This is a genomic window from Janthinobacterium sp. BCJ23, from assembly GCF_059617945.1.
This window is the reverse complement of record NZ_JCAQAW010000007.1, coordinates 164,854-188,149: the sequence shown is the minus strand read 5'-3', so window position 1 is coordinate 188,149 and position 23,296 is coordinate 164,854. Positions and strand designations below refer to the sequence as shown.

General features: G+C 65.2%; 21 protein-coding genes and 1 tRNA gene. 16 read left to right on the top strand and 6 right to left on the bottom strand.

The genetic code is table 11. The features are described 5' to 3' along the window. Positions 1 to 76: 76 nt before the first annotated feature. From AC54AG_RS21105 to AC54AG_RS21080, 6 genes are all read left to right on the top strand, one after another. Complete coding sequence (locus AC54AG_RS21105) at positions 77 to 1,081, top strand: SAM-dependent methyltransferase (RefSeq protein ID WP_496631505.1); 1,005 nt, start codon at positions 77 to 79, stop codon at positions 1,079 to 1,081. 122 nt (positions 1,082 to 1,203) lie between these two features. Next, positions 1,204 to 1,863: a sugar dehydrogenase complex small subunit gene (locus AC54AG_RS21100; protein WP_496631504.1), complete on the top strand. Its 660-nt coding sequence runs from the start codon at positions 1,204 to 1,206 to the stop codon at positions 1,861 to 1,863. After that, positions 1,860 to 3,518, top strand: a complete 1,659-nt coding sequence (locus AC54AG_RS21095; RefSeq protein WP_070302271.1) for a GMC family oxidoreductase — start codon at positions 1,860 to 1,862, stop codon at positions 3,516 to 3,518. Before AC54AG_RS21100 ends, AC54AG_RS21095 begins: the two co-directional genes overlap by 4 nt. Continuing rightward, on the top strand, positions 3,515 to 4,975 hold the full coding sequence (locus tag AC54AG_RS21090; protein ID WP_496631503.1) for a c-type cytochrome: 1,461 nt from the start codon (positions 3,515 to 3,517) through the stop codon (positions 4,973 to 4,975). Before AC54AG_RS21095 ends, AC54AG_RS21090 begins: the two co-directional genes overlap by 4 nt. Before the next feature lie 140 nt (positions 4,976 to 5,115). Further along, on the top strand, positions 5,116 to 5,517 hold the full coding sequence (locus AC54AG_RS21085; RefSeq protein ID WP_128142434.1) for a GtrA family protein: 402 nt from the start codon (positions 5,116 to 5,118) through the stop codon (positions 5,515 to 5,517). 75 nt (positions 5,518 to 5,592) lie between these two features. Continuing rightward, positions 5,593 to 6,891, top strand: coding sequence for an NCS2 family permease (locus tag AC54AG_RS21080; RefSeq protein ID WP_496631502.1), 1,299 nt, complete (start codon positions 5,593 to 5,595; stop codon positions 6,889 to 6,891). A 68-nt stretch (positions 6,892 to 6,959) separates the two neighbouring features. On the opposite strand, the gene AC54AG_RS21075 is transcribed toward AC54AG_RS21080, so the two are convergent. Continuing rightward, positions 6,960 to 7,667: a GntR family transcriptional regulator gene (locus AC54AG_RS21075; RefSeq protein WP_496631501.1), complete on the bottom strand. Its 708-nt coding sequence runs from the start codon at positions 7,665 to 7,667 to the stop codon at positions 6,960 to 6,962. Positions 7,668 to 7,926: 259 nt separating this feature from the next. On the opposite strand from AC54AG_RS21075, the gene AC54AG_RS21070 reads away from it, so the two are divergent. Next, positions 7,927 to 8,002, top strand: a tRNA-Asn gene (locus AC54AG_RS21070). A 120-nt stretch (positions 8,003 to 8,122) separates the two neighbouring features. On the opposite strand, the gene AC54AG_RS21065 is transcribed toward AC54AG_RS21070, so the two are convergent. Further along, positions 8,123 to 8,506: a hypothetical protein gene (locus AC54AG_RS21065; RefSeq protein WP_496631500.1), complete on the bottom strand. Its 384-nt coding sequence runs from the start codon at positions 8,504 to 8,506 to the stop codon at positions 8,123 to 8,125. Between the two features lie 340 nt (positions 8,507 to 8,846). Between AC54AG_RS21065 and AC54AG_RS21060 the strand changes: the two genes are divergently transcribed. After that, the gene (locus AC54AG_RS21060; protein WP_496631499.1) at positions 8,847 to 9,638 is read left to right on the top strand and encodes an alpha/beta fold hydrolase; all 792 of its coding nucleotides are present in this window, start codon (positions 8,847 to 8,849) and stop codon (positions 9,636 to 9,638) included. Then, positions 9,635 to 10,012, top strand: a complete 378-nt coding sequence (locus AC54AG_RS21055; protein ID WP_496631498.1) for a VOC family protein — start codon at positions 9,635 to 9,637, stop codon at positions 10,010 to 10,012. Before AC54AG_RS21060 ends, AC54AG_RS21055 begins: the two co-directional genes overlap by 4 nt. Positions 10,013 to 10,027: 15 nt before the next feature. Here AC54AG_RS21055 and AC54AG_RS21050 read toward each other — a convergent pair whose 3' ends face one another. Then, positions 10,028 to 10,702 (bottom strand): hypothetical protein, encoded by a 675-nt coding sequence (locus tag AC54AG_RS21050; protein ID WP_496631497.1) that lies wholly within the window; start codon positions 10,700 to 10,702, stop codon positions 10,028 to 10,030. Positions 10,703 to 10,841: 139 nt separating this feature from the next. Here AC54AG_RS21050 and AC54AG_RS21045 point away from each other — a divergent pair, with 139 nt between their 5' ends. The 4 genes from AC54AG_RS21045 (at position 10,842) to AC54AG_RS21030 (ending at position 17,467) form a co-directional block, all read left to right on the top strand. Then, entirely contained in the window at positions 10,842 to 11,681 is an 840-nt protein-coding gene (locus AC54AG_RS21045; protein WP_034750149.1) for a M15 family metallopeptidase, read from the top strand. 195 nt (positions 11,682 to 11,876) lie between these two features. Next, complete coding sequence (gene tssM / locus AC54AG_RS21040; RefSeq protein ID WP_496631496.1) at positions 11,877 to 15,695, top strand: type VI secretion system membrane subunit TssM; 3,819 nt, start codon at positions 11,877 to 11,879, stop codon at positions 15,693 to 15,695. Further along, positions 15,692 to 16,672 (top strand): type VI secretion system-associated protein TagF, encoded by a 981-nt coding sequence (gene tagF, locus AC54AG_RS21035; RefSeq protein ID WP_496631495.1) that lies wholly within the window; start codon positions 15,692 to 15,694, stop codon positions 16,670 to 16,672. Before tssM ends, tagF begins: the two co-directional genes overlap by 4 nt. Positions 16,673 to 16,681: 9 nt before the next feature. Further along, on the top strand, positions 16,682 to 17,467 hold the full coding sequence (locus tag AC54AG_RS21030; RefSeq protein WP_496631494.1) for an OmpA family protein: 786 nt from the start codon (positions 16,682 to 16,684) through the stop codon (positions 17,465 to 17,467). A 127-nt stretch (positions 17,468 to 17,594) separates the two neighbouring features. On the opposite strand, the gene icmH is transcribed toward AC54AG_RS21030, so the two are convergent. The 3 genes from icmH to tssJ are packed head-to-tail and all read right to left on the bottom strand — an operon-like array spanning position 17,595 to position 20,372. Continuing rightward, positions 17,595 to 18,383: a type IVB secretion system protein IcmH/DotU gene (gene icmH, locus AC54AG_RS21025; protein ID WP_496631493.1), complete on the bottom strand. Its 789-nt coding sequence runs from the start codon at positions 18,381 to 18,383 to the stop codon at positions 17,595 to 17,597. Continuing rightward, positions 18,380 to 19,750 (bottom strand): type VI secretion system baseplate subunit TssK, encoded by a 1,371-nt coding sequence (gene tssK / locus AC54AG_RS21020; RefSeq protein WP_496631492.1) that lies wholly within the window; start codon positions 19,748 to 19,750, stop codon positions 18,380 to 18,382. Before tssK ends, icmH begins: the two co-directional genes overlap by 4 nt. 37 nt (positions 19,751 to 19,787) lie before the next feature. After that, positions 19,788 to 20,372: a type VI secretion system lipoprotein TssJ gene (gene tssJ, locus AC54AG_RS21015; RefSeq protein WP_051991048.1), complete on the bottom strand. Its 585-nt coding sequence runs from the start codon at positions 20,370 to 20,372 to the stop codon at positions 19,788 to 19,790. 276 nt (positions 20,373 to 20,648) lie between these two features. On the opposite strand from tssJ, the gene AC54AG_RS21010 reads away from it, so the two are divergent. From AC54AG_RS21010 to tssC, 3 genes are read left to right on the top strand one after another with little or no spacing between them, the layout of a single operon-like run. Beyond that, positions 20,649 to 21,245 carry a hypothetical protein gene (locus AC54AG_RS21010; protein WP_496631491.1) on the top strand — a complete coding sequence of 199 codons (597 nt, stop codon included), beginning with the start codon at positions 20,649 to 20,651 and terminating at the stop codon, positions 21,243 to 21,245. Between the two features lie 37 nt (positions 21,246 to 21,282). Continuing rightward, positions 21,283 to 21,792: a type VI secretion system contractile sheath small subunit gene (gene tssB / locus AC54AG_RS21005; RefSeq protein WP_034750131.1), complete on the top strand. Its 510-nt coding sequence runs from the start codon at positions 21,283 to 21,285 to the stop codon at positions 21,790 to 21,792. Position 21,793: 1 nt separating this feature from the next. Continuing rightward, a complete protein-coding gene (gene tssC / locus AC54AG_RS21000) occupies positions 21,794 to 23,284 on the top strand; it encodes a type VI secretion system contractile sheath large subunit (protein ID WP_072452675.1) in 1,491 nt (496 codons plus the stop codon). Positions 23,285 to 23,296: the final 12 nt, after the last annotated feature.

Sequence of the window (23,296 nt, the reverse complement as noted above, 5' to 3'; positions counted from 1 at the left end):
TTCCGCGCACTTGCAATCATTTCAAGGAAGCCGCCATGCATTCTGTCTTTATCCCGCCTTTTCCGTGGAGTTGCGCGTGACTTCGGCGCGCGTGGAACTGGCCGCCATGGCGGCCGCGCTGTGCGATCCGCAGCGTTCGCTGGCCAGCCTGGTCGGCGAAACGGTGCGGCTGCGCCAGCTCGTCGAGCGCCATTCGCGCCTGCCCATGGACCGGCAGGACGGCTTGCGCGACGGCGAAAGTTTTTTGCCCAGCGGCTGGGCCATCTCGCCCGTGCAGGCGGGCCTGTGCGCGCGCGAGCCCTACCGCAGCGCCGCCTTCATCCAAGGCCTGGCGCTGGCCGTGCGCGAGCGGCTCGACGTGAACGGTGGGCGGCCCGTGCGCGTGCTGTATGCGGGCTGCGGTCCGTTCGCCCTGCTGGCCCTGCCGGTGATGGCCGTGCTGGACGCGAGCGAGGTGCAGTTTGCCATCCTCGACGTGCATGCCGAGACCCTGGACTATGCGCGCGAACTGATCGCAGCCCTGGGCCTGGATAGCCACGTCGACGAATACCTTTGCGCCGACGCGGCAGCCTACCGCATTCCTGCCGGCGCCATGCCGGACGTGATCGTCAGCGAAACCATGAATACGGCGCTGGGCAAGGAGCCGCAGGTGGCCATCCTGCGCAACCTGCACGCGCAAGCGCCCGCGGCGGCGCTGCTGCCGGCGGCCGTCACCGTGCACCTGGGCCTGGACCGGCGCAGCCCCGGCGAGTCGTGCACGGACTGGGGCCGCGTGTTTGCGCTCGACGCGGACGCCATGCGCGCCTGGCAGGGGGAGCGGGGCGACACGCTGCCCGCCGCCAGCATCCGCCTGCCTGACGTGCTGGAGCAGGCGCCGCGTTTGCTCACGCGCATCCGTGTGCATGGGGACATCGTCCTGGGCGACCATGATTGCAGCCTGAACCTGCCGCTGCCTTTGCCGGGCAAGCCAAACCTGGCTGGCGGCAGCGTGCTGGACTTCCATTACTGCCTGGGCGGCCAGCCAGGACTGGCGTTTTGCCTGCGTGAAAAACAGGAATTGCCCGAGCCAATATCTCAGTAGTAATACTACATTGGCAGACAATTTACTTCTGTAGGATAATATGGAACCGGTTCCATCTATGCGCAAATGCAATGTGGCGCAATCATCGAAGTCAATAAAACAACAAGTCTTGCGGGAGTCTCATGAACCATCCAGACACTGAACCATCTGCAACATCCGTTTCATCCCTTCCCCGCATCAGCCGCCGCCACGCCCTGATCGGCCTGGCCGCCTTGCTGGCGCAGGCCGGTTTCTGGAGCAATCCCCTGTCCGCCGCCATGCAGGCCCCGGCCAGCGCGCCGGCTGCCGGACTGGCGCCCGCCACCATGCTGTTCTACACCTTGTCGCAAACGATCACGGGCCACCGCGATCTGTCCGCCGCGACGGCGGCGCGCATCGAGCAAGCCATGCGCAGCAACGTGCCCGGCTTCGCCGAGCGCTTGCCGCAGCTGGGCGCGCTGCTCGTCACGGGCCAGGAAGCGAAAGCCCTGCTGGCGGCCGCCACCGCCGCCGATGCGCGTCTGCGCGAACTGGCGCTGGCCATCGTCGCCGCCTGGTACACGGGTACCGTCGCCGGCAACGCGGCGCAGGGTACGAAATCCATCGTCGTCGCCTACGCCGAGGCCTTGATGTATCGCACGGTGGCCGATGGCCAGGTCGTGCCGACTTACTGCAATTACGGTCCCCTGTGGTGGCTGAAGGCGCCGCCGGCCGTGCGCGTTTCCGCACCCGTGGAACCGAAACCCGTGCCCGCGCCGGCCACCACCGGCACCCCTGAACCGAAAGGCAAGCAAGCAAAATGAAATCACCCCAATTCAAGAGTAATGGCGACGTCGTCGCCGATGTCGTCATCGTCGGCACGGGTGTCGTCGGCGCCATGATGGCCGATCAGCTGGCCGCGCAAGGCCATTCCGTGATCATGCTGGAAGCGGGCCTGCGCATCGAGCGCGGCCAGGCCGTGGAAAACTGGCGCAACATGCCATTCGAAAACCGCGTCGGTTCGGACTTCCAGGGCCTGTATCCGCAGGCGGAGAATGCACCGGCACCGCTGTATTTCCCGAAGAATAACTATGTGGAAGTGTCCGGCCCCAACGGCAGCAGTTTCCAGCAGGGCTATCTACGCACGGTGGGCGGCACGACCTGGCACTGGGCCGCATCGTGCTGGCGCCACTTGCCATCCGACATGCGCATGAAGAGCGATTACGGGGTAGGGCGCGACTGGGCCATTTCCTACGATGAACTGGAACCGTACTATTGCCGCGCCGAGCAGGAAATGGGCGTGGCCGGCCCCAACGATCCGGCCCTGCAGTCGCCGAGCGAGCGCAGCGCACCGTACCCGATGGACATGGTGCCCTGGGGCTATGGCGACAAGCGCTTCGCCGAAGTGGTCAACCCGCACGGCTACCGTTCCGTGCCGATTCCGCAAGGCCGCTCGACGCGCCCATGGCAGGGCCGTCCGACCTGCTGCGGCAATAACAATTGCCAGCCGATCTGCCCCATCGGCGCCATGTACAACGGCATCCACCACGTGGAGCGGGCCGAGCTGAAGGGCGCTGGCGTGCTGGCCGAGGCCGTCGTCTACCGCATCGACACGGACCACAACAACAGAGTGACGGCCGTGCACTGGTACGACGCCAAGAAACAGTCGCACATGGCGACGGGCAAGGCTTTCGTGATTGCCTGCAACGGCATCGAAACGCCGCGTTTGCTATTGCTGGCGGCCAACAAGAACAATCCGAACGGCATCGCCAACAGTTCCGACCAGGTGGGCCGCAACATGATGGACCACTCGGGTTTCCACTGTACCTTCCTTGCCAATGAACCGATCTGGACGGGCCGTGGCCCCGCGCAAAGCAGCTGCCTGGTGGGCCCGCGCGACGGCGCCTTCCGCGCGCAGTATTCGGCCAACAAGATGATCCTCAATAACATCACGCGTGTCGGGCCTGCTACCCAGCAGTCCTTGAAGCTGGGCCTGGTGGGCAAGGACCTCGACGACGAGATCCGCCGCCGCGCCGCGTTTGGCGTGGACTTGTCGATCAGCCTGGAACCGCTGCCCGAAGCGCACAACCGCCTGACCCTGAGCAAGACGCGCAAGGACCCGCTGGGCCTGGCCTGCCCCGACATTTACTATGACGTGGGCGACTACGTGCGCGATGGCGCGAAGGCCGCGCATGCGCAGCTCAAGCACATCGGCAAGCTGTTCGGCGCCGTGGAATTCCATATCACCGACAGCCTGAACGCGAATAACCACATCATGGGCGGCGTCATCATGGGTTCGAATCGTCTTGACTCCGTGGTCGACGGCAATTGCCGCGCCCACGATCACGCCAACCTGTGGCTGCCGGGTGGCGGCGCCATGCCGTCGGCCAGTGTTGTCAACACCACCCTCAGCATGGCGGCGCTCGGCTTGCGCGCGGCCGACGACATCGCCCGCACCCTGGCAAGGGAGGCCGCATGATGCGCCGTTTATTGCTGAGCCTGACCTTGGCGGCTAGCTTGCCGCTGGCCGCGCACGCTGCACCACCGGTGCCGCCCGTCACGCTGACGCCGGACCGCCCGGCCGCGCCCGTGGCCGCCAAGCCCGATGCGCGCCTCGAACGGGGCCGCTACCTGGCCATCGCCGCCGACTGCATGGCGTGCCATACGGCAGCGGGCGGCAAGCCGTATGCGGGCGGCTACGCCATCGATTCGCCGCTGGGCACGATCTACGCGACGAATATCACGCCATCGAAAAAAGGCGGCATCGGCCACTACACGGAAGCCGACTTTGCGCGCGCCCTGCGCGAAGGCGTGCGCGCCGATGGCAGCCACCTGTATCCGGCCATGCCCTACACCAGCTATGCGCAGCTGACGGATGCGGACGTGGGCGACCTGTATTACTACTTCATGCAGGCCGTCCAGCCCGTCGACGAGCCGGCGCGCCAGACGGCCCTGCCATTCCCGTTCAATGTGCGCCTGTCGATGCTGGGCTGGAATACCTTGTTCCTCGACAATAAGCGCTTCGTGCCGGACGCAACGAAGAGTGCGCAGATCAACCGCGGCGCCTACCTGGCCGAAGGCCTGGCGCACTGCAGCGCCTGCCATACGCCGCGCAATGCGCTGATGGCGGAAATCGGCAGCCAGACCCTGGCCGGCGCCTCGCTCGGCTCCTGGCATGCGCCGAATATCACGTCCGACAAGGTCAGCGGCATCGGCGCGTGGACGGATGCGGAAATCGCCGCCTACCTGAAGACGGGCCATGTGGAAGGCAAGGGGCAGGCGGCGGGCGGCATGGCCGAAGCCATCCAGAACAGCCTGCAATTTTTGCGTGACGACGACGTGGCCGCCATCGTCGCGTGGCTGCGCACGGTGCCGCCCGTGCGTGCACCGGGCCAGACGAAAGCTGCATTCAGTCATGGCAGCGCGGCCAGCGAAGAACCGCTGCTGCGTGGCATGGCCAGTTCCACCGAGCACCATTCCCTGAACAGCGGCGCCGTGCTGTTTTCCGGCTACTGCGCCAGCTGCCACTCGGCCAGCGGCGCCGGCAGCACGGGACAAAGCTATCCGGCCCTGTTCAACAACACGGCGACGGGCGGTAACACCCCGGCCAACCTGGTGTCGGCCATCTTGTTTGGCGTCGAGCGCAAGATCGAAGGGGAAGAGCACGAAGCGTTCATGCCCCGTTTCGACCAGCGCTCCTACGTGCAGCCATTGACGGACGAGCAGATCGCGTCGATCGCCAATTACGTGCTGAAGCAGTACGGCAACCCGGACGTGTCCGTCACGCCCGCCTACGTGGCGCAGGCGCGCAGCGGCGGCGAGAAACCCGTGCTGGCGCGGGCGCAACCGTTCATGCTGCCGGGCGGCATCGTGGGCATCTTGCTGCTGATCGCGCTGTTTGTGTGGTTGCGCCGGCGCCGCCAGCGCAAGGAATAAGTGTCGAAACGGCGGCGAATATGAACGTTGGGCGCAACTTGCAGTAAAATGCAGGCTGAAAAATGGTTACGAGCAATCGTAGCCATTTTTTATTCTGGCCCGATCCTGGCGAGAGTGTTCGCCATATTTGAAAATTGACAATGTCCCATTCCCTGCATCACCAATTTCTACGTTTCGCCGCCGTCGGCGCTTCCGGCACGGCCGTGCAATACAGCGTGCTGTGGGGCGGCGTGGAATGGGCCGGCATCAGCGCCGCCGCCGCGTCCGGCATCGGCTACATCCTCGGTTCCGTCGTCAACTACATCCTCAATTACTTTTTCACGTTTAAAAGCGACAAGGGCCATGGCGAAGCGGCTTCCAAGTACTTCACCTTGCTGGGTATCGGCTGGTGCATCAATACGGGCCTGATGTGGCTGCTGGTGCACCAGCTGGGCTGGTATTACTGGCTGGCGCAGGTACTGGCGACGGGCATCGGGCTGGTCTGGAATTTCGCGGGCAGCCGCTGGTGGGCCTTCAAACCGGCTGGCGCAGCGACCAAGTAACTAGTTATTGCAAGAAAAAAAGATGCGTCTTGGCCAAGACCAGGCGCGCGGTTTTACCAAAACAAGGGGTTAATCATGCAGTTCCTGGAACGCTATTTCAAACTGAAGGACAACGGGACCAATGTGCGCACGGAGCTGCTGGCCGGCCTGACCACGTTCCTGACGATGGCCTACATCATCTTCGTTAACCCGTCCATCCTCGGCGATGCGGGCATGCCGAAAGACGCCGTCTTTGTCGCCACCTGCCTGGCGGCCGCCATCGGCACCCTGATCATGGGCCTGTACGCGAACTACCCGATCGCGCTGGCGCCGGGCATGGGCTTGAATGCGTACTTCTCGTACACGGTGGTCAAGGGCATGGGCATGAGCTGGGAAGTGGCGCTGGGCGCCGTTTTCATTTCCGGCTGCCTGTTTATCCTGGTGAGCCTGTTCAAGATACGCGAGATGATCATCAACAGCATCCCGCCCGCGCTGCGCACGGCGATCACGGTGGGTATCGGCTTGTTCCTGGCCATCATTTCCCTGAAAAGCGCCGGCGTGGTGGTGTCGAACCCGGCCACCATCATCGCCTTGGGCGACTTGCACCAGGCGGCGCCCATCCTGGCCATCCTCGGTTTCTTCATCATCGTCGCGCTGGACCGCCTGAAAGTGCCGGGTGCCATCTTGATCGGCATCCTCGCCATCACGATTGCCAGCTTCTTCTTTGGCGGCAACCAGTTCAACGGCATCGTCTCGGCACCGCCCGCCATCGAGCCGACCTTGTTCAAGCTCGACATCATGGGCGCGCTGTCGTTCGGCATCATCAACGTGGTGCTGGTGTTTTTCCTGGTCGAACTGTTCGATGCGACGGGCACCCTGATGGGCGTGGCCAACCGTGCAGGTCTGCTGAAAGACGGCAAGATGGAACGCATGAACAAGGCCTTGCTGGCCGACAGCACGGCGATCGCGGCCGGCGCCTGCCTGGGCACGTCGAGCACGACGGCCTTCGTGGAAAGCGCGGCCGGCGTGCAAGCGGGTGGCCGCACGGGCTTGACGGCCGTGGCCGTCGCGCTGCTGTTCCTGGGCAGCCTGTTCTTCGCCCCGCTGGCGCACACGGTGCCGCCGTATGCGACGGCCCCAGCGCTGCTGTACGTGGCTTGTTTGATGTTGCGCGAACTGACGTTTATCGACTGGGATGACAGCACGGAAAGCATTCCCGCCGCCATCACGGCGCTGATGATGCCATTTACGTATTCGGTTGCCAGCGGCGTCGCCTTCGGCTTCATCACCTATGCCGTATTGAAACTGCTGACGGGCAAGGGCAAGCAGGTGTCCGTGGTGGCTTACATCATCGCCGCCATCTTCCTGTTCAAGTTTATCTACTTGGGCGAATAGCGGGTTTGCCGCCGCAATGACAAGGCCGCCCGTGCATCCGCACCGGCGGCCTTTTTTGATGGCGCGGCCTACATCAGCAGGGCCGCCACCAGGTCTTTTTTGGCCTCGCCGGCGCTGCCGTCGAAGCGCAGGGCCGCTTCCACGTGCGCCAGATGTTCGACCATCAGACGCGCCGCCAGGTCCGCGTCGCCGCTGCGCGCCGCCTCGAGAAAGCGGCCGTGCTCGTTGCACGAGCAGGCGGCATCATGGCCCGACTGGTACAGCATGGTGATGAGCGAGCTGCGGCCCACCAGTTCGCGCACGATGTCGCGCAGCACGGCGTTGCCGGCGATATCGGCCAGCAAGACGTGGAAATCGCCCAGCAGTTGCGAGCGCAGCGGCGTCGCTTGCGCCAGCGCCTGGCGTTCCGCCTTCAGGTGGCGCTCGAGCATCCTGTAGTCGGCAGGCTTGGCCCGCGCAACGAATTCGCGCGCCACGGCCGCTTCGATGATGCGCCGCGCGGCAAAGATGTCGCGCGCCTCCGCTTCGGTCGGCTGGCTGACGAAGGCGCCCTTGTCGGGCACCATGCGGATCAGTTTGTCTTTGGAGAGGATGAGCAGGGCGGCGCGGATCTTGGTGCGGCTGACGCCGTACAACCGGCACAGCGCCTCTTCGCGCAGCCGCGTGCCGGGCGGCAATTGGCGTGCCACGATGGCGGCCGCCATATGCGCGGCAATGTCCGCCGAGCTGTCGCCGCTGCCGGGATTGTCCACCAGGGTTGCGCTTGATTCTGTCATGTCGGGTGAGAGCAGTAAGCCAGGGGCAAGGCGAACCTCGCAAGCGCATGTCCGCGCGACGGCGTGGTTGACGCCCCGCTGCCGGCATGCCGTTGTACGCCTTGCGTGTCGGCAAGGCCTGGCTATTCTACTATCTTGCATGGCGCCGCGCAGACGGGCGCAGCCAGCCGGCGAGGCTTGCTCCCTGGCGGCCAGTTTTGCTGGCCATGCAGCAACAACTGGACATGAGAAATTTTGACGTATATAATTCGGCCTCCTTTCCCTGATAGCTCAGTTGGTAGAGCGACGGACTGTTAATCCGCAGGTCCCTGGTTCGAGTCCAGGTCGGGGAGCCAGAACAAGCAGCAGCAAAAGGCCACGTGGCAACACGTGGCCTTTTTTGTCATGCGCACACGGTTTCCCGTTCACGCTAGTTATCGCTTCAGCGCATCAACGGCGTGCGCGGTGTTCCCTGATCAGGGATCCACAAACACGTCGAAACGCACCTTGAGCGGGCTGCCCCACGAGATATCCACCCAGGCACGGAAGCCGCCGTTATATGGTGCGATGTTGTACACGGCCATGCGGGCTGAGCCGATGAAACGGTCCTGGGGAGTCGCGGCATATTCGCTGATGTTGAGCAATACGCGCGAATTGGCTTTCACGTTGGCATTGGCGAAGTTGACCGAAGGATGCACGCCATTGGCCGTCCACGTGTAGTAGGTGGTGAAGGCGGCGGCGCTCAGGTTCAAGTCCTGTGCGCTTGCGCCTTGCGCGGCTTGGCCGTCCAGCTCCAGCGGCAGGTCGGTGGTTTCCGGGGCCAGGTTGCTGCCCGTGCGATTTTCTACTTTCATTTCCATGATGTACTCCTCATCGATAGTTTGGACACCGCGCCTGTCGTTGTGCGGCAAGACGCCCTATCTGTGTTGCCGTGACGGCCAGTGTCACGTCCGGGCTGATAAGGTAGCCGCCTGCTCCATGCTGTTGGAGTAATTCATTCTAGGCATACACAGGCGTAGAAAGCGCGCTGGGCCGCTGGAAAAGCGGCGCTCGCTTGTGCTGGCGCAAACACCTTGCAGGCAAGCGGCAAGAACTTTTCCGGCAGGCTATTTTTACGGGGGCGCCACGCATGCCGTGCAGGACAATGGCACAATAGGCCCAGCCGACCTGCCGATACGGAACCCGTTGCGAGCCTAGCCCATGCCGATACTGAACCTGAGTGCCGAAACCGATATCTATTACGAACTGATCGAAGGCGACCCCGCCAAGCCCTGCCTGGTATTCCTGCACGAGGGACTCGGTTGCTGTGCGATGTGGAAAGATTTTCCCGCGCAGCTATGCCAGGCCACGGGCTGTCGCGGCTTGCTGTACGACCGTCACGGCTATGGGCAATCGTCGCCGCTGACGGCGCGCCGCCAGCTCCATTATTTGCACGACTACGCGCTGTGCGAGCTGCCGCAAGTGCTGGCGGCACTGCTGCCGGGACAGGACCATTTTCTCGTCGGCCATTCCGATGGCGGCAGCATCGCCCTGATCTATGCGGCGCAGCAGCCGCCGCGCTTGCGCGGCATCATCACCGAGGCGGCGCATGTGTTTGTCGAAGGCATCACGCTCGATGGCATACGCGAGGCGGACGCGGCGTTTGGCGCGGGCAAGCTGCGCGCGCTGGCGAAATACCATGGCGACAAGACGGAGACCATTTTCAAGGCCTGGTCGGACACCTGGCTCAGCTATGGCTTCCAATTCTGGAACATCGAGTATCTGCTGCCTTCCGTCGAATGCCCGGCGCTGGTGGTGCAGGGCAGCGAGGACCAGTACGGCAGCGCGGCCCAGGTCGACACCATCGTGGCGCAGGCGCTCAACGCCATGCCCGCCATGGTCGAGCAGTGCGGCCATACGCCGCACCAGGAGCAGCCGCAGGCATTGCTGGCGCTGATGGAAGGCTTTTTGCAGGGCCGCATGGACGCGGCCATTCACCCGAGAACGGCATGATAGACCATCTCGACCACCTGGTATTGACCACCCGCGACAAGCCGGCCTGCATCGATTTCTATACGCGCGTGCTGGGCATGCGGCTGGAAACGTTTGGCGCCGGCCGCCATGCCTTCAAGTTTGGCGCGCAAAAAATCAACCTGCATGAGGCCGGCAAGGAATTCCTGCCCAAAGCGGATTTGCCCACGCCCGGCGCGCTGGACCTGTGCTTCATCGCCGCCGTCCCGCTCGACGTGTTCATCGCCCATTTGGCGGCGCTGGGGATTGCCATCGAGGAAGGTCCGGTGGCCCGCACGGGCGCCAATTGGCCCATCCGCTCCGTGTATCTGCGCGACCCGGACCGCAATCTGATCGAAGTGTCCGAGCGCGCCTGAGGTTCACCCCGACGCTCAATGGCAGGCGGGATCGTTGTCCCAGCGGCCCGAGCAGATACGCGAACGGCACAGCATGCCTTCGATCAGGCCCAGCTGCTGACAGCGCTGCAACAGTTCCGCCGTTTCCTCGTCCTGTTTGCGCAGCACCACGTCGCGCGCGGGTACCGCCGTGCCTGCTTGCCGGTGCGCATGGGCCACCATCGCCGTCAGCAAGGCGACGTCGCTGTCGCCGGGCGCGGCAGCCGGCTTCGCGCCTTGTTGACGGGCGGCCGCCTGGCGCACGGGCGCTAGCACCTTGCGCGGCGCGCTCACGGCTGCCACCTCGGTCAAGGGCGGTCCCGCCGTATTGACGATAGTGGCGGCCTGCGGCGGGGAGGCCGCCTGTTGCAGCACCGTTGGCGCCGGTATTGCGGGTGCCGCCATGGCAATGGCGGGCGCCGGCGGCAGTGGCGTGGCGTCCGTGTCGTAGGCGAGCACGGCCGTGATCAGCACCGCCAGGCACAGCGCGCCAGCGGCTCCGTGCCGCCAGCCGGGGCGCCAGCGCAGGGCCGGCATGGCGGCGGGCGCGGCGGCGCCGTGCTCGAGCTGCGACAGGATGCCCTTGCCTTCGATGCGCGCACCAGCCGCGCCGGCCTTGCTCAGCAGGTCAGGACCGCGCGCCTGGCCATCCCCGGTTTTCAGTAAAGACAAAATATCACCTCCGCAGTGGATCAAATTCAACTGACCTTGATGTAAACCGCGCTCATGCGGGCCGCAGACGCCTACGATCTAGCGATACCGCCGAGCAATGGATTGCCCGGCCCCGCCGATTCCCGTCACGGAGCGCCCCATGTTCGTCGCCCTGGTCCTGATGTATTTCTTGCTCGCCTGTTTTGCCTGCTGGCTGCTGCTGTTTCCCGGCGGCCGCGCCATCGTGCTGCACACGCTCGTCAACCTGGGCTGGCGCATGCAGCGGCGTGCACAGGGGTTGCAGCGGGGCGGCGGCGCGCAGTGGCAGCGCGTGCAGCAACACACGGGCTCGGGCATGGCGCGCGTCTGGCAACTGCTGTGGCGGCATCGCTGGCTGAGCCTGGCAGGCAGCGTGCTGGTCATCGTGCCGCCGCTGCTGGCCTGGCTGTCCAGCGACCGCATCGCCCTGCGCGGCTATGCCGACCAGCAACACGTCATCAACGACCAGGTCAGCGACTTGCTGAAGGGCGAGCAGCTGGTGCCGCCACCGACCTTGCCGCCGCTGCTGTTTTCCACGGCGGAAGTAACGCAGCTGCGCCCGCTGCTGGGCGGCGCCAGCCGCAACTGGCAATTGCTCGATCACGATTTCGCGCAGCGCTTGCTGCTGGTCTTCAAGATCATGAAAGACGTGCATGGTTACGATATGGTCTTGCTGGAAGGCTATCGCAGCCCGGCGCGCCAGGATCAATTGGCGGCGGCCGGCCCGAACGTGACGAACGCGAGGGCGTTTCAAAGCTATCACCAGTATGGCCTGGCGGCCGATTGCGCATTCATGCATGAAGGAAAGCTCATCATTTCTGAAAAAAATGCCTGGGCCATGCGCGGCTACCGTTTATATGGCGTGACGGCCGAATCGGTGGGCCTGCGCTGGGGCGGACGCTGGACCATGATGGATTTTGGCCACACGGAATTGCCGCAACCGCGCGTGCTGGGCAAGTAAGCCGCGCCAGCCATTCTAGCGCCGCGTGCGGCCCCGAATTTCACTGCTGCAAGCTTGATTGCGCAGCGTCAATGGCCTGCCAGTGCCTGCCGCGCGCTGGCGCCAGATACTTGTCGTATGTCAACAAAGGCGCGCCCCATTGCTGTCAGCATGGGCCGAATCCGCCTTGCTTTGCGACCTCACCCTGGGCTTATCATGCTGCGACGACTCTGGCATTTCCTCACCGACAGCCGCCAACTGACCATCCTCGGCTTCGTGGCGCTGGCCGTGTTCCTGTACCTGGGCGCCGAGGTGCTGGAAGTGGCGCTGATATGGGCCCTGGTCTTGCTGCTGCTGGCTTTTGCCACCTGGCTGGGCGTGTGGCTGTGGCGCCGGCGCCGTGCACGGCGCGATGCCCAGGCGCTGGGCCAGGCCATCCTCAACGAGGCCGAGATCGCCGCCGCGCAGGCGGCCTCGGCCTCCACGGCCGGCAGCACGCAGCAGGGCGAACTCGGCGCCGTGCGCTCGGGCATGCTGGCCGCCATCGAGACCATCAAGACATCCAAGCTGGGCCTCAAGTCGGGCGCCGCCGCCCTGTACGAATTGCCGTGGTACATTATCATCGGCAATCCTGCCGCCGGCAAGAGCAGCGCCATCCTGCATTCTGGCCTGCAGTTCCCCTTCGCTGACGGCAAGATCGTGCAAGGCGTGGGCGGCACGCGCAATTGCGACTGGTTTTTTACGACGGACGGCATCGTGCTCGACACGGCGGGGCGCTATTCCGTCGTCGACGAGCACCGCGGCGAGTGGTTCGGCTTTCTCGACCTGCTGAAAAAATACCGGCGCAAGGCGCCCATCAACGGCATCCTCATCGCCGTCAGCATCGCCGAGCTGGGCGGCGATCCTGATGTCGGCATGCAACTGGCGCGCAGCCTGCGCAAGCGCGTGCAGGACGTCATCGAACGGCTGGAAGTGTTTGCGCCCCTGTACATCGTGTTTACCAAGGCGGACCTGATCGCCGGCTTCACGGAGTTTTTCGCCGATGCCGAGCGCAGCGAACGCGAGCGCGTCTGGGGCGCCACCATGCCCTACCAGCGCAAGTTGCCCACGGCCGACTTGCTGGCGTTTTTTGACCAGAGTTTCGATGAATTGCACGATGGCTTGACGGAGCTGAGCCTGGCCAACATGGCGCACCGGCAACGCAAGACGATGGCGCCCGGCGTATTCACCTTTCCGCTCGAGTTCGCCGCCATCAAGCCGGCCTTGCGTGCCTTCATCGCCACCCTGTTCGAGGAAAACCCGTTCCAGTTCCAGCCCGTGTTCCGCGGCTTTTATTTCACCAGCGCGCTGCAGGAAGGCGAGCCCGTCAGCGCTTCCTCGCAGCAGGTGGCGCGCCGCTTCGACCTGGCCTTCGCGCCGGCTCCGGCCGCAGCGCCGTCCGGCGCGCGCCAGCATGGCTATTTCCTGCTGGAGCTGTTCCGCAAGGTGATTTTTGCCGACAAGCATCTGGTGGCCAACTATGCCAACCGCGCCAAGCTGCGCTTCAAATATGCCGTGTTCTTTGCCGCCACGGTGTCGCTGGGCGCCTGCCTCGGTGGCTGGAGCTGGTCCTACCTGGGCAACCGGCAACTGGTGGCCAATGTCGAGGCCGATTTAAATAAAGTGGTCAAGCTGCAGGAGCGGCGCCTGGACTTGCAGTCGCGCCTGGAAGCGCTCGAGATCTTGCAGGACCGCATCGAGCAGCTGGACGCGTACCGCACGCAACGGCCGTGGTCCTTGCGCCTGGGCCTGTACCAGGGGGAGTTACTTGAACGCAAGCTGCGCGAGGAGTATTTTGCCGGCGCGCGCCAGGTCATGCTGGCCCCCGTGGCGGGCGCGCTGGAAGCCTTGCTGTTCGAGATGAACGCCAGCGCCGACCAGCTGCAGCCCACGGCGCGCACGCCGCAGACGCCGGCCGCCGCGCCCGCAGCGTCTTCCGCACCGCGCAGCGTGCAGTACCAGGCGGCCAGCGCGACGAATGTGGAAGACGCCTACAACGCGCTGAAAACCTATCTGATGCTGGCCGATAAGACGCATGCGGAAAGCAGCCACCTGAACGACCAGCTGACGCGCTTCTGGCGCGGCTGGCTGGAGAGCAACCGGGGCGCCATGCCGCGCGAGCAGATGATACGCAGCGCCGAACGGCTGCTGACGTTCTACCTGGCGCAGATCGGCGACCCGTCCTGGCCGCGCATCGAACAGAAGCTGGCGCTGGTCGACCAGGCCCGCGAAAACCTGCGCCGCGTGGTGCGCGGCATGCCGGCGCGCGAGCGCGTGTATGCCGACGTCAAGGCGCGCGCCTCGACGCGTTTTCCCGGCATGACGGTGGCGCGCATCGTCGGCGAGCAGGATCAGACCCTGCTGGCGGGCAGCTATGCCGTCTCCGGCGCCTTTACGCGCCAGGCCTGGGAAAAGTTCGTCGAGGGCGCGTTTCGCGACGCCGCCAACCGCGAACTGCAAAGCGCCGACTGGGTGCTGAAAAGTGCCTCCACCGACGACCTGACCCTGGAAGGCAGTCCGGAGCAGATCGAGAAAAACCTCGTGGCCATGTACAAGGCCGATTACGCGCGCGAGTGGCAAAAATTCGTGCAGGGCGTGGCCGTCGCCGACCTGAAAGGTTTTGACGGCGCCGTGCAGGCGATGAACCGCCTGGGCGATCCGCAGTCGTCGCCGATCGCCAAGCTGCTGACGACCATTTACGAGGAAACCTCGTGGGACAACCCGGCCCTGCAAAATGCGCAACTGCGCAAGGCCGAGCGGGGCATCATTGCCTGGTTCAAGGAAACCGTGCTGCGCCGCGCGCCGTCGCAGCTGACGGCCAATCCCGGCATGAATGCGCAGCTCGACCCGGCCCGCCTGGATAAGCCGATGGGTCCCGTGGGGCGCGAATTTGCCGGCGTGGGCAAGCTGGTGGCGGCCAGGGACAACAATGCCTCGCTGATGCGCGCCTACCTGGAAGCGCTGTCGAAACTGCGCAGCCGCCTGAACCAGCTGAAGAACCAGGGTGACGCGGGGCCGGGCGCGCGCCAGTTCATGCAGCAGACCCTGGAGGGAAGCGGTTCCGAGCTGGCCGACGCCCTGAAGCTGGTCGACGAGCAGGTGCTCACGGGGATGAGCGACGCGCAAAAGCAGGCGATACGCCCCATCCTCGTGCGCCCGCTGATGCAGACCTTTGCCGTCATCGTCGCGCCGGCCGAACTCGATATCAACAAGACCTGGGCGGCGCAGGTGTATGAACCATTCCAGAAATCGCTGGCCAATAAATATCCGTTTGCGCCCACGGCGCGCATCGAGGCGAGCAACCTGGAGATCGGCCAGTTCTTCGGCCCCGAAGGCCTGGTGGCGAAATTCGTCACCACATCCATGGGCCCCTTGGTGGTGCGGCGCGGCGACGTGCTGGCGCCGCGCACCTGGGCCGACATGGGCATCAGCCTGGCGCCGCAGGTGGTGGCGCGCTTCCCCGGCTGGATCGCGCCGCTGGGCGCTGGCGGCGTGGCGGCCACCTCGACGGCGGCGCAAACCGTGTTCCAGATCCAGCCGTCGCCCGCGCCGGGCACCCTGGAATACACGGTGGAGATCGACGGCCAGCAGCTGCGCTACCGCAATACCCCGGCGCAGTGGACGAATATGGTGCATCCGGGTCCGCAGGGCGCGGCGGGCCAGCAAGGCGCGCGCATCACGGCCGTCACGTTCGACGGGCGCACGGTGGAACTGTTCAACGAACCGGGGCAATTCGGCTTGAAGCGCATGATCGACGCGGCGGCCAAGAAGCGCAAGGATGGCGGCGTGTTCGAACTGCGCTGGACGCGCGGCGAGGTGGCCGTGGCGGTCGACCTCAAGATCACCAGCAGCGCCGAGACGACGGGCGCCGGATCTGCCACGGCGCTGCAGGAGCAGGGCTTTCGCGGCATGCAGCTGCCCGAGACCATCGTCGGCATGCCGGGCGTTCCCGCGCCGGTCATGGCCGCAGTTGCGGCGACCGGGGTGGCGCCATGATGCGCGTGGCGCAGCAGGTGCGCCTCGGCTATTTTGGCAAGATCCCCGCGCGCGGCGATTTCATCAAGGCTTGCGACAATCACGCGCTGGTGCAGCTGCTCGACGACTGGCTGGCGCAGGTCATGATCGCCTTGACGGTGGAACCGCGCTGGAAGCTCAATTACGACGCTTTGCCGCCGCTGCGTTTTGCCTTCGTCGGCACGCGCAGCCGGCGCGCCATCGCCGGGCGCCTGGAAGCGAGCAACGACCAGTCGCTGCGGCGCTTTCCCTTCATGGCCATGGGCGCGCTTGAAGTCGATGACGCCGAGGCCTTTGTCGCTTGCAGCCCGCTCGCGCTCGCGCCCCTGTGGCAGCGGGTGGAGCAGCTGTCGCAGGGTATCGTGGCCAGCACCGAGCCGGGGCCGGCCCTGCTGGCGCTGGCCGGTAACGTGGTCGAAGTCGAACCGGCCGCGCCTGGCCATGCGGCGCGGCTGGCCGCCTTTTTACAGGCGCAGACCGTGCATGGCCTGCAAGCGATGCTGGCTTCTCCTGCGTTCCCCGTGACGGTGCGCGAACTGCTGCTGGGCCTGGGCCTGCTGCTGCGGCCGGTGCGCCAGAGCGGCTTGCCGCGCCTGGAGAAAAGCCTGGTACTGCCGCTGCCGCAAGACGCGCAGCTGCGCGAGCTGGTAGCCAGCTTCTGGCTGCATTTGATTGCACCCTTCCTGCGCCAGGCCGATTTCGAACTGGCGCTGTTCTTTTCCCACCTCGACGAGGCGCCCGTGCTGGTGATCGGCTTTTGCGGCGCCGACCCGGATGGCTTGCGCGCGCTGATCGACCCGCAGGCCGGCAGCGAACGGCTGATCGTCTTCGACCAGCTGGACTGGGTCGAGGAGCAGCTGGGACACGACGCGGCGCTGCGTCAGTTTTCAGCCTGCCTGCTGCAGGAGCAGCTGTCGCTGCGCTCGGCCTGCGCCATGTTTGCCGACACCTTTGCCTGAAGGACCGCGATGAAATCGTATGCCATTTTCCTGCTGCTTGCCGCGGCCGTTCCCTGCCGCGTCCAGGCGCAAGCGCAAGCGCCCCAGACGCCGATGCCGGGGCAGATCCTCGCCACGGGTACCCTGGCCGACGAGGCGGCCAAGGCGGCCGTGCTGGCCCGCCTGCGCGAACTGTACGGCGCCGAGCGCGTGGTCGACCAGATCGCCATCGGTAACGTGGCCGTGCCGGCCAACTGGAACGCCTACGTGCACAAGCTGATCGCGCCGAACCTGAAGCTCATTTCACGAGGGCAGATCACCGTCGACGGCAACAACGTCAGCGTGCGCGGCGAAGTGGCGAACGAGGCGCAGCGCCAGCAGATCGCCAGCGACATCGCTACCAGCCTCAATCCCACCTACATCGTCAACAATGGCTTGCGGGTCAAGGCGGTCGAGGCCGAGCAGGGCTTGCTCGATGCGGCGCTCGATAAACGCATCGTCGAATTCGACAGCGGCAAGGCCACCATCACGCCGGCTGGCCTGGCCATCCTCGACGAGATGGCGGCCGTCATGCTCAAGCTGCGCGGGCGCAAGGTGGAAGTGATCGGCCACACGGACGACACGGGCCTGCGCGCCAGCAACGTGGCGCTGAGCCAAGCGCGCGCCGAAGCCGTGCGCGCCTACCTGGTCAGCAAGGGCATCGCGGCCTATTCCGTGCTGGTGTCGGGCCAGGGACCGGACCGCCCCGTGGCCAGCAACGCCACGGCCGATGGCCGGGCGAGAAACCGGCGCATCGAGTTCAGGATTGCGCAGTAGATTGGGTTGACACCTCACAAAACCGTAGCGAGCGGAAGGGAGAGGCGGTCGAGAAGCGCAACCGTGCCAGAGCACGGTGAGCATCGCAGGCCGCCCATACCGACGCGCAGTAGGTTTTGTGAGGTGTTCAGGGCAGGGTGATGGTCAGGTGTGCTGGGCGTGGCGCCAGCTTGACCAGGTCCGCATACGCGGCCAGGGTCGTTTGCGTGCCACGCGTCAGATGCGTTTTCAGGCCCAGGTAGGCGCAGATGGCCAGCAGGGCGAAAAAGCTCGACAGCGCCCACAGCGGCACGTCGCTGCCACGCTTGTTGACCACCTGGTCGGGGCGTTCCGCGCGCGGCGCGAAGCCACGGCTCTTGCCCTTGATGTGGGCGATCTCGTCGCCCAGGCGCGCCGTCAGGTAGCTGAGTTTTTCGCCGCCGTCGATCGCATACTTGCCCTGGAATCCCAGCAATAGGCACATGTGGAAGACCTGCAGCGCCTGCACGCGCATGGCGCCCTTGCCGCGCAGGGCGTCGAGGCGGTCGAAGAAGTGTTCGCCGGCCAGCTGGTCGCCAAAGATCAGCAGCTGCAGCGGGCGCCGCTCCCACTGTTTGCGCAGGGCGAAAGGCGAGGCCAGGATAATTTCATCGACGGCCGCGCAGAACGCATACTTGGCCGCCTCGATATCGTCGCCATCGGCGCGAATTTTTTTCGCTTCGCGCTCGAAGTCCTCGAGGAAGGCCGTGATGCGGTCCATGAAGCTTTGTTCGTCGCCGGGCGCCGAACCGTGCTTCAGCATGAACAGCATATAAAAGCCTTCGTGCATCAGGTCCAGCAGGGCGCTGCCGGCATGCCGGCTGGCCGTGCCACCGGGGGCGGAACCGCGTTGTCCCAGCAGGGAGGGTGCCGCGCGCCGTTCGATGAGCTGGCTCATGCCGTCACCGCGATCAGTTCCAGCTGCAGGTCGCGTATGCCGGTCGGCACGTAGACGGAAATCGACTGCGCCTTGAGCATCTGCTCATACAGGACGCCACGGTTTTCAATCGCAAAATAATAGGTGTCGGGGCGCACGGGAATGGCGGCCGGCACTTGCGGCGCATGCGACAGCTTCAGGCCGGGCATGGCCGTGAGCACGCATTTTTCCACGTCATCGGGCGCGCCCACTTTCACGCGCAGCGGCACCACGTCGACCAGTTCGATGGCGGGCATGGCGGCGCGAATCGCCAGGTACAAGGTGGTGTGCTGGTCGATCTTGCCCGAATCGAGCTTGCCCAGGTAGTACGACGGCTTGTCTTCGAGCAGGGCGATGGAAAAATACTTCGACGAGATGACGGTGTCGAGCAGTTCGCGGATGATCGCGTCGATGGCGTCGAAGCAGGCGCCCGGCTGCGCGTGGTCGTAGGCGGGCAGGCTGGCCAGGGTGTAATGCTTGGAGTAGCTGAGCAGGCCGCCCGCCAGTCCCAGCAGCGCCTCGTACAGGCGCTCCGGATGCAGCGCCGGATGGCGCACATAGTGCATCAGGGCGGCGGCGGCCGTGCTGACCGTGTGCAGCAGCCAGAACGAGGACACGTCGCCCGAACGGAACTCGATCACGTTGCGGCTTGGTTCGCGATGGTGGCCGTGCAGCGCGCTCACTTTCGCCTGCAAGGCGTCGAGCAGGTGTTCCAGCACGCCCTGCAGGCGCGGCGCGCCGGCGATCGCCAGGCTGGGCGCCATGAACGAGGGCACGGGTTCGAAGCCGCCCGACACCGTGCGCCGCAGGGCGATCAGCGGCAGGCAGTCGTAGGAGCCGCGTGCTTCGCTGTCGGGAATCAGGCGCACGGTTTTCTTCAGGTAGGCCACGTCGGCCACGGCGGACTCCGTAAACAGGTCGGGCGTGGCGCGCATGGCGTGCGCAAAGCGCGTGCTGGCCGGCGTGCCTGCCGTTGCTGCCTGCACCGTGTAATTCATGCCTTCGCGGTTGAGGATGGGCAGCGCCGCGTAATACGTCACTTCCTGCACGGCCGGCGGCAGCGCTTCCAGGTCCACGGGCGGGGGCAGGGTATCGCTGCCGGGCGCGCCGTCGCCCAGCGATTCGAACACTTCGCCGTCGCGGAAGATCGCCGACAGCGCTTGCAGGCGCAGGGTGCCCGTCTTCAGCGCCGCCAGGTCCCACGCCATGTGCGCCACGCCCCACAGGTAGGGATGCAGCGCGCTGGCCGTGTGATGCAGGCGCGCTTCGTGATATTGATCCTGGCGCTGGAAATGCTGCGGCCGCAGGAACAGGCCTTCTCCCCACAAGACTTTCGCTGCCATGCCCATCTCGGTTCTCCTTGAATATGTGGCGTGTCTGTTCGTGTTACTGGCAGCGCGGGGCCGACAGCGCGGCTACCCCGCTGATGCTGAGCGCGCAGGCGTGCAGGCCGACGGTGATGCCGCCGCGTTCCGCATCGGCGGCGGCAAAGGTGGCGCGCCAGCGCTGCGCGGCCGGCGCGCGGAACAGGGCCACGACGCCGATGAAATACGCTTCCTTGCTGACTTTTTCCTGTACTTCGTAGCGCTGGCCCGGCACCAGCAGCACCTCCTTGACTTCCATCAGGTCGGCGCCCAGCGCGGCCTTTTCGCGCTGCGTGTCGAGGAAGCTGTCGTACGGCGCCTGTTCGAAGGCGGCGCTCTGGCGCAGCTTGTAGATGCGCGCCACCAGCGCCAGCGGCCGGCCGTCCGCATCCGTGTTCAGGCGCTGCGCCGCATGCAGGCGGATGCTGACATTGCGCGGCGGCTTTTGCGCGTCGGGCAGTTCCGGCGGCGGCTTGGCCACGCCGGCCATTTGCAGCGCCGCGTTGGCCAGTGTACCGATGGCGCCGCCCGCACAGCCGGCCAGCAGCAAGGCCATCAGCAGTAGCGCGGTGGCGCGGGCTGGGCGGACCAGGGCGTCAGGTGGCATGGGCGACCTTTGTAAATTGAAGGGTGGAAATAAAAGTGTTGCAGTCATTTAAACGCATGCACTGGCGGCCTGCTTGCGTTGGCGCAAGATCGGCCTGCGATCAAGACAGTTACTGCGCCAGATCAGGATTCATGGCGCTGTACGCGGCTGTGATGTGGAACTTCTTCTTTGCTGATTAATCTCAATTTGGCAAAAAATTGCCGATCAATAATAGTCTCCACCAAGGCGCCGCCCATCGTTCCCAGCGGTAGCGTCCTCCACGTGAAGGAATGCCCGATGAAGCCAGCCACGATGTTGCCCCGTATTGCCTGCCTCGCCAGCGCCTTGCTGCTGGCGGCCTGTGCCACGCCAGACCAGCCGGCGCCCCAAAAACCTGCCGCGCCGACCCTGGCGCAAGTGATGAGCGACGCCGATGCGGCTGCGCGCGCCGGCCAGTACGAACGCGCCATGACCCTGCTTCAGCGCGGCGGGGCCAGCTACCCGGCTGACAAGGCGCCGTGGCTGCAAATGGCGCAGATGAAGTTCGACCGCGGCCAGTACGGCGATGCCATCGGCCATGCGCTCGAAGCGCTGGAGCGCGACCCGGACGACAAGGTGGCCAACAGCATCGTCGCCGTCAGCGGCTTGCGCCTGTCCGGCAAGGCGCTGGCCGACCTGTCGCGGCAAAACAATCTGAATGGCTCGCTGCGTTCGGAAGCGCAGGACCTGGCCAAGCTGCTGCGCGCGAGCATCGGCGAAGACGTGCTGGTGCCGCCGGCTAAACGTCCGCTGGCGGCCGGCAAGCGCGCTTCCGCATCCGGCTCCGGCTCGGCGGCGGCGAAGGGCGCGGCGGCGCCAGGCAGCACGGCCGACCCGTTCAGCGGCCTGAAATAAGCGAGCATCCCCACCATCCCCTTGCAAAGGAAGCGACATGCCCAAGTCCGATAGCGTGCAAAAACGCCTGCAGAAGATCCGCGCGCCGCGCGTGCAAATGACCTACGACGTCGAGATTGGCGACGCGATTGAAAACAAGGAGCTGCCCTTCGTGGTCGGCGTGCTGGGCGACTTTGGCGGCAATCCGGACAGCGAGAAAAAACGCCTGAAGGACCGCAAGTTCGTTTCCATCGACCGCGACAACTTCGATGAAGTGCTGGCCGGCGTGGAGCCGGTGGCCCGTTTCGCCGTGCCGAACCGCCTCAGCGACGCGGGCGGCACGTTTGCCGTCGACCTGCATTTCCGCTCGATGGATGACTTTCGCCCTGAATCGGTGGTGCGCCAGGTCGACCCCTTGCGCAAGCTGCTCGAAGCGCGCACCAAGCTGGCCGACCTGCGCAACAAGCTGGCCGGCAACGACAAGCTGGAAGATTTGCTGACGGAAGTGCTGAACAACACGGACAGCCTGGCCGCCCTGAAACCGCAGTTCCCAGCGCAGGAGGATTGAGATGAGCGCCCAGGCAGAAGCCCTTGCAGTATCGGCCGCCAATGCGCCGGCCGCCACCGACTTGCTGGACCAGATCGTCGAGCAAAGCCGCGTCGCCAAGTCCGGCGCCGAACATGCGCGCGCGCGTGACCTGATCTCCGAGCTGGTGGCGCAGGTGCTCGATGGCACGGTGCTGATGTCCAGCAGCCTGTCGGCGACGCTGGACGGGCGCGTGGCGGAGATCGACCGCCTGATCTCGGCCCAGCTCAGCGAAATCATGCACGCGGCGCCGTTCCAGCAGCTCGAACAAAGCTGGACGGGACTGCGCTACCTGGTCGGCAATTCCGATACGGGCACGCGTTTGCAGATCCGCATGTTCAACGCCACCAAGCGCGAACTGGTGAAGGATTTCCAGGCCGCGCTGGAGTTCGACCAGAGCAGCATGTTCAAGAAGGTGTATGAAGAGGAATTCGGCACCTTCGGCGGTGCGCCATTCGCCGCGCTGCTGGGCGACTTCGCCATTTCGCGCCAGCCGGAAGACATCTATTTCGTCGAGCAGATGTCGCACGTCGCGGCCGCCGCGCATGCGCCGTTCATCGCCTCGGCCGCGCCGGAACTGTTTGGCCTGGAAAGCTACGGTGACCTGGGCAAGCCGCGCGACCTGGCCAAGGTGTTCGACACCATCGAATACGCGAAATGGAAAGCCTTCCGCGAATCGGAAGACGCGCGCTACGTCGGCCTGACCTTGCCCCGCTTCCTGGGCCGGCTGCCCTTCAATCCCGTCGATGGCACCACGGTCGAAGGTTTTAATTTTGTCGAGGAAGTCGACGGCAGCGACCATCACAAATACCTGTGGTGTAACGCCGCATATGCGTTCGGCTGCAAGCTGACAAGCGCCTTTGCCGACTACGGCTGGTGCGCCGCCATCCGCGGCGTGGAGGGCGGCGGCCTGGTGGACGACCTGCCCACGCACACCTTCAAGACGGACGAGGGCGACGTGGCCCTGAAATGCCCGGCCGAAGTGGCGATCACCGACCGCCGCGAAAAGGAGTTGTCGGACCTGGGCTTCATCTCGCTGGTGCACTGCAAGAACACGGCATATGCGGCATTTTTCGGCGCCCAGTCGGCGCAGAAAAGCCGCAAGTACAACAGCGACGCGGCCAACGCGAACGCGGTGCTGTCGTCGCAGCTACAGTACATCTTCGCCGTCTCGCGCATCGCCCACTACATGAAAGCCATGATGCGCGACAAGATCGGCAGCTTTGCCGCCGCCTCCAACGTGGAAGATTTTTTGAACCGCTGGCTGATGCAGTACGTGCTGCTCGACGATAACGCCAGCCAGGAACAGAAAGCGCAGTTCCCGCTGCGCGAGGCGTCCGTGCAGGTGCACGAAGTGCCGGGCCGGCCCGGCGTGTACCGCGCCGTGTCATTCCTGCGGCCGCACTTCCAGCTTGATGAATTATCCGTTTCGCTCCGACTGGTCGCGGAGTTGCCGAAGTCGACCAATTCCTGATTCACCCATCTT